Source organism: Paenibacillus sp. GCM10028914 (assembly GCF_042666275.1).
Lineage (GTDB): Bacteria > Bacillota > Bacilli > Paenibacillales > Paenibacillaceae > Paenibacillus_AQ.
Genome location: NZ_JBHTFO010000012.1, coordinates 361838 through 378325, shown reverse-complemented (window position 1 = coordinate 378325; position 16488 = coordinate 361838). Strand labels below are relative to the sequence as shown.

The 16488-nt window shown below is 45.1% G+C and carries 15 protein-coding genes; 12 read left to right on the top strand and 3 right to left on the bottom strand.

Annotated features, from left to right (window positions below; genetic code table 11):
* Together ACFQV5_RS11995 and ACFQV5_RS11990 are read right to left on the bottom strand one after the other, a co-directional pair.
* Positions 1 to 339, bottom strand: a 339-nt coding sequence (locus ACFQV5_RS11995) for an IS3 family transposase (RefSeq protein WP_379246987.1), incomplete at its 3' end; no start/stop codon positions are given.
* Positions 336 to 635, bottom strand: coding sequence for a helix-turn-helix domain-containing protein (locus tag ACFQV5_RS11990; protein ID WP_379246985.1), 300 nt, complete (start codon positions 633 to 635; stop codon positions 336 to 338). The genes ACFQV5_RS11990 and ACFQV5_RS11995, both read right to left, overlap by 4 nt.
* A gap of 279 nt (positions 636 to 914) precedes the next feature.
* Between ACFQV5_RS11990 and ACFQV5_RS11985 the strand changes: the two genes are divergently transcribed.
* The 4 genes from ACFQV5_RS11985 to ACFQV5_RS11970 all read left to right on the top strand — a co-directional run bounded on the left by ACFQV5_RS11985 (position 915) and on the right by ACFQV5_RS11970 (position 4397).
* Positions 915 to 1538 carry a ribonuclease HII gene (locus tag ACFQV5_RS11985; RefSeq protein WP_379247025.1) on the top strand — a complete coding sequence of 208 codons (624 nt, stop codon included), beginning with the start codon at positions 915 to 917 and terminating at the stop codon, positions 1536 to 1538.
* Positions 1539 to 1618: 80 nt separating this feature from the next.
* On the top strand, positions 1619 to 3712 hold the full coding sequence (locus ACFQV5_RS11980; RefSeq protein ID WP_379246983.1) for a hypothetical protein: 2094 nt from the start codon (positions 1619 to 1621) through the stop codon (positions 3710 to 3712).
* On the top strand, positions 3709 to 4011 hold the full coding sequence (locus ACFQV5_RS11975) for an EscU/YscU/HrcU family type III secretion system export apparatus switch protein (RefSeq protein WP_379246981.1): 303 nt from the start codon (positions 3709 to 3711) through the stop codon (positions 4009 to 4011). The genes ACFQV5_RS11980 and ACFQV5_RS11975 overlap by 4 nt, the downstream gene beginning before the upstream one ends.
* Positions 4011 to 4397, top strand: coding sequence for a YraN family protein (locus ACFQV5_RS11970; RefSeq protein WP_379246979.1), 387 nt, complete (start codon positions 4011 to 4013; stop codon positions 4395 to 4397). The genes ACFQV5_RS11975 and ACFQV5_RS11970 overlap by 1 nt, the downstream gene beginning before the upstream one ends.
* Before the next feature lie 299 nt (positions 4398 to 4696).
* On the opposite strand, the gene ACFQV5_RS11965 is transcribed toward ACFQV5_RS11970, so the two are convergent.
* Positions 4697 to 6316 carry a YifB family Mg chelatase-like AAA ATPase gene (locus tag ACFQV5_RS11965; protein WP_379246977.1) on the bottom strand — a complete coding sequence of 540 codons (1620 nt, stop codon included), beginning with the start codon at positions 6314 to 6316 and terminating at the stop codon, positions 4697 to 4699.
* Positions 6317 to 6755: 439 nt separating this feature from the next.
* Here ACFQV5_RS11965 and sucC point away from each other — a divergent pair, with 439 nt between their 5' ends.
* The 8 genes from sucC to flgB all read left to right on the top strand — a co-directional run bounded on the left by sucC (position 6756) and on the right by flgB (position 16482).
* A complete protein-coding gene (gene sucC / locus ACFQV5_RS11960; protein WP_379246975.1) occupies positions 6756 to 7916 on the top strand; it encodes an ADP-forming succinate--CoA ligase subunit beta in 1161 nt (386 codons plus the stop codon).
* Positions 7917 to 8010: 94 nt separating this feature from the next.
* Positions 8011 to 8940, top strand: a complete 930-nt coding sequence (gene sucD / locus ACFQV5_RS11955) for a succinate--CoA ligase subunit alpha (RefSeq protein WP_379246973.1) — start codon at positions 8011 to 8013, stop codon at positions 8938 to 8940.
* 106 nt (positions 8941 to 9046) lie between these two features.
* Positions 9047 to 10168, top strand: coding sequence for a DNA-processing protein DprA (dprA, locus tag ACFQV5_RS11950; protein WP_379246971.1), 1122 nt, complete (start codon positions 9047 to 9049; stop codon positions 10166 to 10168).
* Positions 10169 to 10202: 34 nt separating this feature from the next.
* Positions 10203 to 12302, top strand: a complete 2100-nt coding sequence (gene topA / locus ACFQV5_RS11945) for a type I DNA topoisomerase (protein ID WP_379246969.1) — start codon at positions 10203 to 10205, stop codon at positions 12300 to 12302.
* A gap of 21 nt (positions 12303 to 12323) precedes the next feature.
* The gene (gene trmFO / locus ACFQV5_RS11940; protein ID WP_379246967.1) at positions 12324 to 13652 is read left to right on the top strand and encodes an FADH(2)-oxidizing methylenetetrahydrofolate--tRNA-(uracil(54)-C(5))-methyltransferase TrmFO; all 1329 of its coding nucleotides are present in this window, start codon (positions 12324 to 12326) and stop codon (positions 13650 to 13652) included.
* Between the two features lie 28 nt (positions 13653 to 13680).
* Positions 13681 to 14223, top strand: coding sequence for an ATP-dependent protease subunit HslV (gene hslV, locus ACFQV5_RS11935; protein ID WP_379246965.1), 543 nt, complete (start codon positions 13681 to 13683; stop codon positions 14221 to 14223).
* Positions 14224 to 14270: 47 nt separating this feature from the next.
* Positions 14271 to 15677, top strand: a complete 1407-nt coding sequence (hslU, locus tag ACFQV5_RS11930; RefSeq protein WP_379246963.1) for an ATP-dependent protease ATPase subunit HslU — start codon at positions 14271 to 14273, stop codon at positions 15675 to 15677.
* Positions 15678 to 16074: 397 nt separating this feature from the next.
* Positions 16075 to 16482 (top strand): flagellar basal body rod protein FlgB, encoded by a 408-nt coding sequence (flgB, locus tag ACFQV5_RS11925; protein ID WP_379246961.1) that lies wholly within the window; start codon positions 16075 to 16077, stop codon positions 16480 to 16482.
* The last annotated feature ends 6 nt before the right edge of the window (positions 16483 to 16488 follow it).

Here is a 16488-nt window from a genome sequence, read left to right as displayed (position 1 = left end):
AACTTGACTACCAAAGAACCGACGCTTCTTTCGAATGACGGAACAGATTCCTAATTTTTTCATCAGGCGGTATACTTTTTTATGGTTGACGAGAAGGCCTTCTCTGCGTAAGGCTACCGCCATTCGAATGTAGCCGAAGTAAGGATGAACTCGGTGGATAGCCATTAAATGTGATTCCAATTCTTTTTCCTTCTGTTTACGTTCATTTGCGTTCTGCCTAGCGTTCCTCCATTTGTAATAGCCCGATCGGGAAACCTCAGCTAACTTCAAAAGCCATGTAAGCGAATGGCGTACTCGCAAACCCTCTATGATTTCAAATCTGGCTGTTTTGCTCGTCACTCCTTGTGTAGATTTGGATACTGCTTTTTTAAATATTCAATCTCCGCTCGCAGGTAAGCCATTTCTTCCTCAACGCTAGCGAACTTCGTTTTAGGACGTCCACGTCTTGAAGTGGTGGGTTCCAAAATCCCTTCAGTTTTATATTTTGCCGCCCAGCTTTGTACTTGAGATTTATTTCGAATATCTAAACGTTTTGCCACTTCACGAATGCTCATATGTTCTTCGTTCACCAACCGAACTGCCTCCATTTTTAACTCCAAGGAGTAGTTCCGGAAAGTTTGCCCCTTTTTGGCCATGAAAAAATCCCCTCCGTTCAACAAGATTAAGTCCATCTTACCAGATGTCTTTTTTCTCTTGTCTACTAAAAGGGGATAATACCATTATGGTGGTTTTTTTTGTTATGGTAACGAGAGTACAGCATGTTTATATTTACTTAAAAGTTGGGTAACAGGTGGTTGTCCTCCGCTGCATATGATATGATTTGATTCATAGATTGATAGATTAGGTAGATGGTATTTGTAACTTGAAGTTCGAAATAGTTAGCCTTATTAAGCAGGCATCAAGGAGTTTTAATGATGAGTGATTTAGATTTATTATCATACGAACGTGAGTATTGGACAGATTATTCTTATATTGCAGGAATTGACGAAGTGGGCAGAGGGTGTCTGTTCGGTGATGTGGTTGCTGCGGCAGTTATTTTACCTGAGGGATTGGTTTTGGATGGGATTAATGATTCCAAGAAACTCAGCGCCAAAAAGCGGGATGCTTTGTACGACTTGATCATGGAAAATGCACTCGCTGTAGGTGTAGGACAGGTTGATGCAGAAACGATTGATCGAATTAATATTAAACAAGCTGCCCGATTGGCAATGAAGATAGCTTTAGAGCAGCTTAGCATAACTCCACAATTTCTGTTGGTGGATGCGGAGAAGGTGGATTCTCCTATTCCGCAATTAGCTATTATAAAAGGGGATGCTAACAGTCAATCGATCGCGGCGGCTTCTATCGTAGCCAAGGTAACGAGAGATCGGTTATGCGAAGGAGCTTGGAATGATGCTTACCCGGAATACGGTATTGCGATACATAAAGGGTATGCGACGAAGTTGCATCGTGAACAGTTAGGGATACTTGGCCCAACACCGTTGCATCGACGGAGCTTTTTGAAGAATTTCGAGTTTGAGCAGTTATCCTTATTTTAAGTTTATTGCACAGCCCGCCTTGCAAAAAGGCGGGCTGTTGCCGATATATAAGGAAATAGATGCTTAGGGAGGAACAGATCGTGAACATCGGATCTTTGATTCGAGGGCTTCTTGGTGAACAGAGAGCGGGCGAGAGCAAGACACTGGATATGAAGCCAGGTCAGGTTGTTCGCGGTGTTGTCATGAACGTATCAGAGGATGGACAGGAAGCTATTGTACAAATACAAGGGGTTCAAGTGAAAGCAAAGCTGGAAACACCGCTGCAAGCAGGGGAGACGGCACTTCTTCAAGTACAGCCGCCAGGAGAGGAAGGAGCAGTTGTACTAAAACCGCTAGGTCAATCACCCAATCAGACACTAACACCATCTTCGATGGTAGAAGTGCTTGAGTTCGCGAATCTTCCTGATACGAAAGAAAATCGGGAAATGATTCGAGGTATGCAGATGGTTGGAATTCCATTAACGAAAGAAAATATAGCTCAGTTTAAAGAAATGCTTGCTGTGAAGCCTCCTCAAGTACCATTAACTGAATGGATTGAGTCCTCGGCGATTGCTTTCCAACGGGGATTACCAATCACTGCCGAGAGTGTTAAGGGATTGCATCAGGCTGTATTTGGTCCTCAATTGCATGAATTGCTTCAGTCGCTCGAGAACCAGCTTAGCGAAGCACTGCAAGGTCAGCAGTCAAATAAAGGACAAGCAGGACAAAGTGCAGGAAACACTCTGGTGACCGGTATGGTGAATGGGAAAAATGAAGGAATGGCCAATATGCCAGCGGTGAATGCGGAAAGAGCTGGGGAGCCAGCGTTGCAAACAAGCGTGGGAGATAGACCGTCGCTTGTTGCTGATGGGGCTCGCAGTGGACAGCAGGCTCTGCTAACGAAGCTGCAGAGCCTGCTGTCGCAGCTGCGCGGCGAGCTCGCGCAGCAAGCCCCTTGGGCCGGCGCCGCAACGCCTCAGCCGGCCCAAGGGACTGCCGGCACGGCCATGCCGCCGGCAGCAGGGCAAGCCGCCATGGCCACTGGGCCGGCGGCAGAGAGCGCGCCGCCTATGGCACAGGCGGCGCAGCCGGGCGAAGGGGCCGCAGGCCCTTCGCCGAAGCCGCCCACCCACGGTGCAGAGCCGTGGGTAGGGCGGCTGCTCAAGCTGCTCGGTGCGGAGCACGAGCAGCAGGTCTTGCGCGGCGGGGCGCAGCCACCCGCGCAGGGTGCGGCGGCGAGCACTGCTGCCGCCGGGCAAGCCGGAAGCCCGAATCCGCTTGGCGGGGGATCGGGCGCCGGCCCTAACATCGCCGCAGAAGCGCTCAGGGAACCTTCTACGGCGCCAGTAGCTCAAGGTGCGGTAAATACCGCTCAAGATAAGACTGGGACTATACCGAACGCACAGACAGCTCAGCGCGGTGCTCAAGAGATAGGCAGTTCCCAGACAGCGACGTCTACCCATACGGCAACCCAAGCAGCCCAATCTACTTCTGTAAGCTCAGCTTTTCAGGTGCAGACTGCTAATAGTGCTCAGGGTTCTGCTTCTAATTTGGCAGTGTCCGCTAATGCAGTAGATCAGACCGATCTGGGTACACTGCAGCCTTCGAACAACGCTGGAGCATTAAGTGGTAATAGCTCAACTGATGTGAAGGAAACGTTAAAGGGTCTACTACTCCAGCTATCGGCAAGTAATGATATTCCTCCTGCTCTAAAAGAAGCTGTGGGACAACTCATACAGCATATGACGGGGCAGCAGCTGCTATTAAACACGGATCGAACGGCTCCCTTTGCACAAGTGACGATGTTCATTCCACTTCATGGATCAGATGGAGAGCAAACAGCCTCAGTACATATTCAATCCCGAAGAGGCAGAAAGGGAGAGCTTGATGCTACGAACTGTCGCTTGTGGTTTGACCTGGATATGAAGCATCTAGGACCAACGGTGATTGATGTTCATGTTGTGGATCGGATTGTAAGCCTAAACTTGCGTAATGACCAGCCTTGGGTTTCAGAGCTGTTTGAATCCAGAAAAAGCGATTTGGCTGCCGGCGTTGAATCGATTGGCTACCAGCTTCTCAGTATGAAGACAAGCCCATTTCCAGAGATTTCGGAGTCAGGTATGGATCATAGTACTGGGAATACGGCGTCTGAATATACACCGCAGACTTATAAAGGGGTGGATTACAGAATATGAAGGGAAAAGATTCTGAAACGCCTCTAGCTATGAAAAAAGCAGTTGCTCTCAAATACGCCCCAGAAGAAAGTGATGCACCGATCCTCGTCGCGAAGGGACAAGGTAAACTTGCAGACACGATCCTAGAACGGGCTAAGGAGCATGGTGTACCGGTACAGGAGGATGCAGCGCTGGTGGAGGTTCTTTCTAAGCTTGATTTGGATCAGCAGATTCCTCCTGAACTCTATCAGCTGGTGGCGGAAGTTCTGACTTATGTGTACCAGGCAGAAAATGTTGCGAAGGAAGGGAGCCGAATGTGATGAGTCCTGCCTCAGACGGTAAGAAGGATACCCGTAAGCAAAAAGGAGCCCTGGCAGAAGAGGCTACAGTGTGCTATCTGATTGAACAAGGGTACCGTATCGTGGAACGCAATTGGCGGAATCGAACAGGAGAAATTGACATCATAGCGGACGACAAGGGGACGCTCGTATTCCTAGAGGTTCGCAGTCGAAGTGGAATCTCTACGTTCGGCACACCTTCCGAATCAGTTAACTTTCGAAAAATCTCACAAGTTCGCAATACGGCTCAGCAATATCTTCATTATAGAAAGAGCTACGATGTCCCTATTCGTTTTGATGTGGTGGCCGTTATTCTTAACCCGGACATGTCAGTCGCATCGATTGAACATATTGAGCAGGCATTTTAAGTAAGTGTGACTTCATTAAATGCAGTGGTCTTTATGCTGATAATATAGAAAAAGCCTGAAGTTCGGGGTCCTGTTGGGACCTTTTGAACCTCAGGCTTTTAACATCTCTATTTAATCCGTTCTTAAACCGTTTCAAACGACAAACCATCGTCCTGATCCTTTTCCTTCTTGTTGTTGAGAATGTAACAAACGAATGATCTGATCGTTAAATTTACGGAAATCATGAGATGTCATTGGCTTATACAGTGGGAGAGTCATATTTTATCTAAAGCATCAATGAGATCAGAAGGAGATCGAATCTAATACATAACTTCATCTGTGTTAATCGTCTGTTTGTCTAACTGCCGGTATTGGATGGCCTCGGCTACATGGTCGAAACTGATCGCCGTCTCACCTTCAAGATCGGCTATCGTTCTGGCTAGTTTGAGAATACGGTCATATGCACGCATACTTAGTCCTAACATATCCAGTGTGGAATGAAGGAGATCGGCTGCAGGAGCGTCCAGTTTCGTGAAACGTCGCAAAGCGCTGCCGGACAATTCGCTATTCCAGCGAAATGACATATGACGATAACGTGCAATTTGAATGCTTTGAGCTTCGTTCACCTTAAGCCTCATTTCCTCTGAGGACAACGGCTTTGTTGCACCCGGCCATTCCTTGGGTCTCGGAACGTCTACTTGAAGATCAATACGATCAAGCAGCGGACCAGATATTTTAGCACGGTATTGAGCGATTCGCTGCAAGCTGCAACTACATCGTTGATGAGGATGATCGCTTCCGTAATAACCGCACGGACAAGGATTCATAGAACATGCGAGCATAAATCGCGCGGGAAAGGTAAACACGGCTCGTGCACGGCTGATCGTCACCTCTCGATCCTCTAAGGGTTGTCTTAACACTTCTAATACGTTACGCGAGAATTCTGGGAGCTCATCCAGAAACAATATGCCTCGATGTGCTAGACTAACCTCTCCGGGCTTCGGGATCGTGCCACCACCAATGAGTCCACCAGCGGAAATCGTATGGTGCGGTGATCGGAAGGGGCGATTTCGCAGGAGGCTTTCACTTTGTTTGAGCTTACCTGCTGCACTGAATATTTTGGTTGTTTCTAACGATTCCTGTTCACTTAACGCTGGTAGTATGGAAGGAAGACGCTTGATTAACATAGTCTTGCCGGTTCCCGGGGGACCAATAAGCAAAATATTATGCATACCTGCAGCTGCAATGGTTAAAGCACGTTTTACATGTTGTTGTCCGAGCACATCGCAGTAATCTTCGTGTGAAATCTCATCACATTTTTCCTTAACAATATCGACTTTTACCGATTCAGGCCTATAAAGCAAACGAGATAATGAGACCTCTTTAGGCTTAATATCATTTTTCTTTAGTTTTGCACTCTGGTTACTTGTCTCCGCTATCTCTACTTCAATAAGCTCCCTGAGGTGGCTGATTCCGTAAATATTCATTCCTCCGATTAATGCTGCTTCTGCTGCATTCTCCTGTGGGAGGAGAACTCCCTGAAACCCTTCGCGTTTGGCCCGCTCCACCATGGACAAGACTCCAGTAACAGGTCTGAGGCTTCCATCGAGAGCAAGTTCCCCTATCATTAATAGTCGATCCGCTGACGTTAATATAAGCTGTTCGCTAGTGGTTAAGATGCCTAGTGCAATAGCCAGGTCAAATGAAGAGCCTTCTTTGCGCAGATCAGCAGGAGCCAAATTCACCGTGACCCTCTGCATGGGATAGGTAAATCCGCAATTTTTAATAGAAGCTCTGACCCGTTCAACGGATTCTCTTATGGAGGAATCAGGTAGACCAATGATAGAGGTTTGAGGAAGGCCGTTCGCTAGATCAACTTCAACTTGAATAACAACCCCGTCAATGCCATATAGACAGGCGCTGTGCAGTTTCCCATACATATCAAAAAACACCTGCTTTCTGAATTTAACCTGCCGGTGCTGTACCGGTTTGGCTAATATTCGAAAAAAGGTGCTTCCTTATTTTCGCTATGATAATTCGTATTGTAAAAGTAGGAGTTAATAAAGTCAATAAAAGTTAAGAGGGAAGATAGAGGGGATTTGATGGAGATAATTGTATATAGGCATTTGCTATCTATTCCATAATCAAAAGAATAAGAAGAAGATAATTCTTTAAACACCTTATTATAATGTTTTCTTTCTATTATTTAACATAAATTCCCAAGCATTCTCTAGACGGAATCATATCCATATCAAAAAGCTGTGGATAAGTTGTGAACTTTTTAAGGTAAGCGTTTTAAAAACATGGTACAATAGCTTGGGTTTGTATATATAGGTGTAATAGGCCTTGTTCCAGTCATGTTGATAGGAGGATTCCAGAATGAATATCCATGAATATCAAGGAAAACAAGTACTGAAGCAATATGGAGTGGTCGTTCCTAACGGCAAGGTAGCTTTTACGGTAGAGGAAGCAGTTGAGGCGGCACAATCGCTCGGCAGTCCAGTAACCGTTGTCAAAGCACAAATCCATGCAGGTGGACGTGGTAAAGCAGGCGGCGTTAAAGTGGCCAAGAATCTTGATGAGGTTCGAGCTTATGCCGAAGAAATTCTGGGCAAGGTGCTGGTAACTCACCAGACTGGACCAGAAGGTAAAGAAGTTAAACGCTTGCTTATTGAAGAGGGCTGCGATATTCGCAAGGAGTATTATATCGGCGTTGTTGTGGACCGGGGAACCGGACGCGTTGTTATGATGGCTTCTGAAGAAGGCGGCACGGAGATTGAAGAAGTTGCTGAAGCAACGCCTGAGAAAATCTTTAAGGAAGTTATTGATCCAGCGGTTGGAATGCAGATGTTCCAAGCTCGCAAATTAGCTTATGCTATCAATATTCCGAAAGAGCTGGTTGGTAAAGCAGCACAATTCATGATCGCATTGTACACTGCTTTCGTAGAAAAAGACTGCTCGATTGCTGAGATTAATCCATTAGTTGTAACCGGTGATGGAAATGTCATGGCTCTTGATGCCAAGCTTAACTTTGATTCCAACGCGTTGTTCCGTCATAAAGACATTCAGGAATTGCGTGATCTGGAAGAAGAAGATGAGAAGGAAATCGAAGCTTCTAAGTATGATCTGAGTTACATAGCATTAGATGGCAATATCGGCTGCATGGTTAATGGAGCAGGTCTTGCTATGGCTACGATGGATATCATTAAATATTACGGCGGAGACCCTGCTAACTTCCTAGATGTAGGGGGCGGCGCAACAACGGAGAAAGTAACGGAAGCATTCAAGATTATTTTATCCGATCCGCAGGTTAAAGGTATCTTCGTTAATATATTTGGTGGAATTATGCGTTGTGACGTTATTGCTTCCGGTGTTGTAGAAGCTGCGAAACAACTTGGTCTTACTCGTCCGTTGGTCGTTCGTTTGGAAGGCACAAACGTTGATTTGGGTAAGCAGATTTTGGCTGAATCCGGTTTGAATATCGTACCTGCTGACTCCATGGCTGATGGAGCACAGAAAATCGTTTCACTCGTTCAGTAATATTCATTCCTGAAGGAGCATGGCACGTAGGGCGAATAGTCCAGCCGTGCGGTTGCTTTCATTTTCAAATAACAATAGGGGATGTGAATCAATCGTGAGTATTTTGGTCGATAAAAACACAAAAGTAATCACTCAAGGGATTACAGGTAAAACGGCACTGTTTCATGCAAAAGGTGCACTCGATTACGGTACGAAAATGGTCGGAGGAACTTCTCCGGGCAAAGGCGGAACTGAAGTCGATATCACGCTGGAGAATGGTGAGACTGTAAGCCTTCCAGTATTTAATACAGTAGAAGAAGCTAAAGCTGCAACGGGTGCTACAGCTAGTGTTATCTATGTACCTCCGGCTTTCGCAGCTGACTCCATCATGGAAGCTGTCGATGCGGAGATGGAGCTTGTTATCTGTATTACCGAAGGTATTCCGGTGCTGGATATGGTTAAAGTTGCACGTTATATGGAAGGTAAGAAGACTCGCTTAATCGGTCCGAACTGTCCTGGCGTAATTACACCGGGTGAGTGCAAGATCGGAATCATGCCTGGTTACATTCATATGCCAGGTCATGTAGGCGTCGTTTCCCGAAGTGGAACGTTGACTTATGAAGCGGTTCATCAGCTGACTACTCGCGGTATTGGACAATCCTCTGCCGTAGGTATCGGTGGTGACCCTGTTAAAGGTTCAGAATTTATCGATATCCTTAAGCTGTTTAACGAAGATCCTCAGACTCACGCTGTTATTATGATCGGTGAGATCGGTGGTACAGCGGAAGAGGAAGCAGCTGAATGGATTAAAGCTAATATGACGAAACCGGTTGTCGGCTTTATCGGGGGTGTAACAGCGCCTCCAGGAAAGCGGATGGGGCACGCTGGTGCTATTATTTCCGGAGGAAAAGGAACAGCTAAAGAAAAAATGGCAGTTCTTGAAGCTTGCGGAATTAAAGTCGCTCCTACTCCTTCTGAGATGGGTTCGACTCTAGTAAGTGTACTAGAGGAAAAAGGTATCCTGAATTTGTGTACCACACACTAAGAATGCCTTGTTATAAATGATATTGTGGGTAAGCAACCTTTTATTTCCGAAATGGAAATGAAGGGTTGCTTTTTGTGTTTTTAAGACGATATTTGGAGGTATATTAATGAAGGAATTAATTGAGCGTGCGTTAATAGTAGCCCTTCATGAGACAGAAGGAATTGGGTGGAAAACGATCCAACGCTTTATGGTGAATGGTGTATTTGGTTTGGATATGCTTGATTTTGAAGAAAAAGAATGGATAGCTTGTGGATTGACAGTTGAAATAGCTAATAAATTAACTACTGATCTGAAACAATTGGTGGATGATAAATGTCGAATTCTGTCTGTGAATAACTGTCAGATCATTACTGCACTTGATGAAGAATACCCTGACATGTTAAAGTCATCTCCTCAGGCACCTTGGGTTATATATTTGAAAGGTAATGTTCAGCTGCTGAGACAACCGGGAATCGCTATCGTAGGCACACGTGTACCAACTGCCTATGGTCGAAAGGTTGGCTCCATGTTAACAGAGGAATTGTGTAAGGCTGGATTGATCGTCGTAAGCGGTATGGCGCGCGGAATAGACAGTGTAATTCATGAGCAAGCGCTGCGATGCGGTGGTGGAACGATTGCTGTTCTCGGAGCTGGTATAGATGTTATATATCCTCCGGAAAACCGTTCTTTATATGAAGAGATCGCGACGAAAGGGCTCATTATGTCTGAGTATCCTCCTGGCACAAAGGCGCATCCGGGATTTTTTCCAATGCGAAACCGTATTATTGCCGGACTAACATTAGGGACGTTGGTAGTCGAGGCAGATGTGAGAAGTGGTTCGCTAATTACTGCGGATGCTGCTCTGGAAGCCGGAAGGGATGTATTTGCCGTTCCTGGACCGATTACATCACCCAAGAGCCATGGAACACTGGATTTGATCAAGCAAGGTGCTAAGTTGGTAACTTGTGCTCAAGATATTCTGGAAGAGTACATATCATGGTTGCCCAAGACGGAAAATAACAGCTCTTTTGACGAGCGACATGACACTTCTTCTCATAAATATGCTACTGGCGGGTTGACAAAAGACGAAATGGAAATATACCATATGTTGCAACAGGGGCCGGGGACGCTAGATGATTTGCTTACGCGAACCCGTTGGAATTTTGGACATTTGCATTCAGTTCTGTTATCTTTAATCATAAAAAAGCAGATAACCCAATTACCTGGTGCAATATATAAGATTATTTAGTGTAAGTTTGAATGTTGGAGAGGAGGATGAACCTGTGGCGGATTCACTGGTCATCGTAGAGTCGCCGGCCAAGGCGAAGACGATTGGCAAATATCTCGGCAGTAAATACATCGTAAAAGCTTCGATGGGTCACATACGCGATTTGCCGAAAAGCCAAATCGGGGTTGAGGTCGAAAATGATTTCAATCCAAAATACATTACGATCCGCGGAAAAGGTTCTGTCTTAAAGGAACTTAAGGATGCTAGTAAAAAGGTGAAAAAAGTGTATCTGGCGGCTGACCCCGATCGTGAAGGGGAAGCTATTGCATGGCATCTTGCCCATGCGCTTGAGCTGGATGAATCTCAAAGCCTTCGTGTTGTATTTAATGAAATTACTAAGACTGCGGTAAAAGACGCGTTTAAAACACCTCGCAAAATTAATATGGACTTGGTGAATGCTCAGCAGGCAAGACGTATTCTGGATCGTCTGGTGGGTTATAAAATAAGCCCTCTATTATGGAAGAAAGTTAAAAAAGGACTTTCAGCGGGACGTGTGCAGTCTGTTGCAGTAAAGATTATTTTGGACCGTGAAAATGAGATCAGTGTGTTTGAACCTGAGGAGTACTGGACGATAACAGCTAAGCTTGCGGTTAATGGCTCGGCGTTTGAAGCAAAGTTCCTAAAATTGAACGGTACAAAAAAAGAATTAGCAAATGAGCAGGAAGTTAATGAAGTGCTTTCTCTTATTCAGGATGCTTCGTTTAAAGTTGGCGAAGTTAAAGAGAGAGAGCGTCAGCGTCATCCTTCCGCTCCATTTACTACGAGCTCACTTCAGCAGGAGGCTGCTCGTAAGTTAGGATTCCGGGCCGCAAAGACCATGTCGGTTGCCCAGCAGCTTTATGAGGGTGTTGAACTTGGTAAAGAAGGTACAGTAGGTTTGATTACGTACATGCGTACAGACTCTACTCGAATTTCAGCATCGGCTCAGGATGAAGCGAAGGAATATATACTTGGTAAGTACGGCGAGAAATTCGTACCAGAGAGCCCAAGAAATTATTCGAAGAAAGCTGCTAATGCACAGGATGCCCACGAAGCGATTCGTCCAACTTCTGTTCTCCGTGATCCGGAAAGCATGAAACCGTTTATGAGCAGGGATCAGCTTCGTTTGTACAAATTGATTTTTGAGCGTTTTGTAGCTAGCCAAATGGCATCGGCTGTTCTTGACACCCTTTCTGTCGATGTAATTGCTGGGCCTACTGTGTTCCGTGCAACAGGCTCGAAAGTTCGCTTTCCAGGCTTTATGAAGGTGTATGTGGAAGGCAATGACGATGGCACGACAGAGGAAGAAAAGTTCCTTCCGGAGTTACATACAGGGGATGAACTGAAGAAAGACGAGATCGAACCTAAACAGCATTTCACACAGCCGCCACCACGTTACACTGAGGCTCGTTTGGTTCGTACGCTTGAAGAGCTAGGGATTGGACGTCCGAGTACGTATGCACCGACACTGGAAACTATTCAGAAGCGTGGGTACGTTGCTATCGAGGAGAAGAAATTCGTACCAACAGAACTTGGAGAGCTCGTCATCGAACAGATGGAGCAATTCTTTCCTGAAATCCTGAATGTTGAATTTACAGCCAATATGGAAGAGGATCTTGACCATGTGGAGGAAGGTTCAGAGGATTGGGTTAAGGTTCTAGGTGTGTTCTATGAGTCCTTTGAGAAAAGGCTTGAAGTAGCTGAGGAAGAAATGAAGGAAATTGAGATTGAAGATGAGGTTTCCGATGAAATATGCGAGAAATGTGGTAAACCACTCGTTTATAAACTCGGAAGATTCGGGAAGTTCCTCGCTTGCTCGGGATTTCCGGAATGCAGAAATACGAAACCGATTGTAAAAGATGTCGGTGTAGCATGTCCGAAGTGTAAAGAGGGTCATGTAGTTGAACGCCGCAGCAAAAAGGGTCGTGTCTTCTATGGTTGTGATCGTTATCCGGAATGTGATTTTGTATCATGGGATAAACCATCATTGAAGCCATGTCCAAATTGCAGCAGTTTGATGGTCGAGAAGAAGAGCAAGCAGGGCATCAAATTGCAGTGCACATCTTGTGACCACTCGGAAATAGTTGAAGAGCAAGACGAAACAGAGGATTTGTAAGGCATACAGGGGGTTATTAACTTGACAGAAACACAAAGAGTTACCGTTATTGGTGCTGGGCTCGCGGGAAGTGAAGCTGCTTGGCAGATTGCAAGCCGCGGGGTACCAGTAACTTTATATGAAATGCGGCCAGTCGTAAAGACGCCGGCTCATCATACGAATAAATTTGCTGAGCTTGTCTGCAGTAATTCACTCCGAGCTAACGGAATGACGAATGCGGTAGGAGTGCTAAAGGAAGAGATGCGAATGCTGAATTCCTTGGTTATTGGTTCTGCCGATCGTAATGCTGTTCCAGCGGGAGGAGCACTTGCTGTAGACCGCGATGGTTTTTCTGGAGAAATAACCGATACTCTTCATAATCATCCCCTAATTAAAGTTGTAAATGAAGAAATTCAGCATATACCTGAAGAGGGAATTGTTGTTATTGCAACAGGACCGTTAACCTCACCCGCTTTATCTGAGGAAATCCGAAAGTTAATGGGAGAGGACTATTTTTACTTTTATGACGCAGCAGCTCCGATCATCGAGAAAGATTCCATTGACATGAGCAAAGTTTATCTTGCTTCCCGTTATGATAAGGGTGAGGCAGCATATCTGAATTGTCCAATGACAGAGGAAGAATTCGATGCTTTTTATGACGCGCTTGTCAATGCTGAAGTGGCAGAGCTGAAAGAGTTTGAAAAAGAAATTTACTTCGAAGGTTGCATGCCCATTGAAGTTATGATGAAACGCGGGAAGCAGACAGCCCTGTTTGGACCGATGAAACCGGTAGGGCTCGTGAACCCTCACACTGGAGAACTTCCTTATGCTGTTGTTCAACTTCGTCAAGATAATGCAGCTGGAACGCTTTACAACCTTGTTGGTTTCCAGACGCATTTGAAATGGGGTGAACAGAAGCGTGTATTGTCAATGATTCCAGGTCTTGAGAATGCTGAAATCGTTCGTTATGGTGTTATGCACCGCAATACATTCGTGAACTCTCCAAGATTGCTTGAGCCAACTTATCAGGTGAAAAATCGCCCTAATCTTTATCTAGCAGGTCAGATGACCGGGGTTGAAGGTTATGTGGAGTCAGCAGCTTCTGGTCTTATTGCAGGTATTAATGCTGCAAGAGCTGCTCAGCAACTTGATGGTCTGGTATTCCCGCAGGAATCAACGATCGGTAGCATGGCACATTACATTACGAATGCAGATCCGAAGCATTTCCAACCGATGAATGCAAACTTTGGTCTTTTACCAAGTTTAGAAACTCGCATTCGTAACAAAAGAGAAAAGAATGAGGCGCTTGCGAATAGAGCGCTTGAAGAGGTTCGCGGATTTATCAACTCAAATGACCTTAACACCCATTAATAATCCGTAAATAAGGAGGTCCGCCATCATGGAAATGACTTTTCACGCGACGACTATTTGTGCAGTGCGGCATAATGGCAGAGCAGCCATTGCTGGGGATGGACAAGTAACATTCGGGGAAAGTGTTGTAATGAAGCAGACCGCCAAAAAAGTGCGCCGTCTTTACCGGGGACAAGTTGTCGCCGGTTTTGCCGGTTCTGTGGCGGATGCAATTACATTGTTTGAGAAGTTCGAGGGTAAGCTAGAGGAGCATCATGGAAACTTACAGCGTGCAGCTGTTGAATTAGCTAAAGATTGGCGCCAAGATCGGATTCTTCGGAAGCTGGAGGCGCTGATGATTGTCATGGATAAGACTGGGATGCTGCTTATTTCCGGTGGAGGCGAAATCATTGAACCTGATGATGATGTGCTTGCTATTGGATCTGGCGGCAATTTTGCGTTGTCTGCTGGACGTGCGCTAAAACGGCATGCTGGACATATGGAGGCAAAAGATATAGCCCGAGAAGCGCTTCAAATTGCTTCAGAAGTGTGTGTATATACGAATAGTAATATCATCGTGGAAGAATTGTAATATTGAGTATTAATATCTAACAGCCATTTACGGGTGGAGGAATGACGATGAATAACGAATCAATGACCCCAAGACAAATTGTAGCAGAGCTCGATAAATATATCGTAGGTCAAAAGCAAGCGAAAAAATCAGTTGCGGTTGCGCTCCGTAATCGTTATCGGAGAAGTCGTCTGTCTGAGGTGGAGCGTGATGAAATCGTTCCGAAAAATATTCTGATGATCGGTCCAACCGGTGTAGGTAAAACAGAGATTGCAAGACGACTTGCTAAGCTTGTTAATGCTCCGTTTGTTAAGGTTGAGGCCACCAAGTTTACAGAAGTAGGCTACGTTGGACGCGATGTAGAATCTATGGTGCGTGATCTTGTAGAAACCGCGATTCGCATGATAAAGGTAGAGCGGACAGAGAAAGTTAAGGATAAAGCTGAAGAAATGGCAAATGAGCGCATTGTTCAGATTTTAGTTCCGTCTGAGAATAAAGCTAAGAACCAACGGAATCCGTTTGAGATGCTGTTCGGCGGAGGTAATAACGCATCGAGTGATGTGCAAGATGATTCATCTGAGAAAGACAGCGCGATTAAAGAGCAGCGCAGACAGGTAAGGTTTAAACTGCTGTCAGGGAATCTTGAGGACGATTTAATTGAAATTGATGTCGAGGATAACGCACCTAACATGTTTGATATGTTTGCTGGTCAAGGCAATGATCAAATGGGGATGAATATGCAGGAGATGTTTGGAAATCTTCTGCCAAAGCGAACCAAGAAACGTAAACTCGCCATCAAGGAAGCACGGAAGGTATTGATCCAGGAAGAAGCTAATAAGTTAATCGATATGGATGATGTCATTCAAGAGTCTGTGAGACGGGCCGAACAATCGGGGATTATATTTATTGACGAGATTGATAAGGTTGCGAGTCAAGGAAGTTCTTCGGGTCCTGACGTCTCTCGTGAGGGAGTACAGCGGGATATTTTACCTATCGTTGAAGGATCAACGATCATGACCAAGTATGGACCGGTTAAGACAGATTACGTCTTGTTCATAGCAGCGGGGGCGTTCCATGTTTCCAAACCATCGGATCTCATCCCTGAACTTCAGGGCCGCTTCCCAATCCGGGTTGAGCTTAGCAGCTTGTCACTTGATGATTTTGTCTCCATCCTTACTGAACCAGAGAATGCTTTGACTAAACAGTACGTGAATCTGCTTAGGACTGAGGATATTGAAGTGGAGTTTTCTCCGGAAGCAATTCGAGAAATCGCTCAAATTGCTGCTTCTGTTAATCAAAACACTGAAAACATTGGGGCGAGACGGTTGCATACCATTTTGGAGAAGCTGCTTGAGGATTTATCATTCGAAGCACCAGAGTTAACTTTGGACCGTATGGTAATCACACCTCAATATGTGAAAGAAAAACTGTCCGATATTGCTCAGGATCGAGATTTAAGTCAATATATCTTATAATGTCGGATCTATTTAGCAACAATTGTCGAAATGATTTCACAAGTCGGCAAGCAATCAGGACTGATAGAGCATAAGAAAAAGCATAGTAAAGACCTAGTTAGCAGAGATTGATTGGACGACAAATCTCAATATTATCCATGTGATTTTGCAGAATTTAGGTAAAAAATGTATAAAAATGAACTAAAAGCCCTTCTTTTTACCAAAAGATAGGGCTTTTTTCTCATTGAAAAAAGTCCCAATCTCTACGAAACTTAGTTTATATGACATCATGTTGTCTTTTTCTACTTAAGACCTAAGAAGCGGCACACGTATGATTTGTGCATGTCGAAAAAAAGAGGATTTAGTTGTGTTATTGTGGAATATGTTTTTCCAACATCTAAAGAGAAGGGGTATGGCGGTGAATCTTTTAAGCAACAGCAGCTTTCAAAGGCTGCAAAGCGGATTGGATGCGGCAAACCTTAGAAACCAAGTGCTGGCAAACAATATCGCAAATGTGGACACCCCCTATTTTAAAAGGTCGGATGTAGCATTTGAGAGTCTTTTGCAAGAGGAAATGAACGGTGTAAAATCGTCACTGCCAGGAAAAAGAACGGATTCCCGACATTTTGTAATTGGTCCATCGAGCCATATCCCTGAAATGTCAGTAAAGACGGATGATTCGAGCTCCATGAACAATAACGGGAACAATGTCGATGTAGAACGGGAGATGTCCCTCCTTGCAGAAAACCAACTGAAATACAACGCGTATGTTCAATCTGTTAATGATCAAATCCGAATTATGCGGGCTGCTGTGGAAGGGAGATAATGTTAC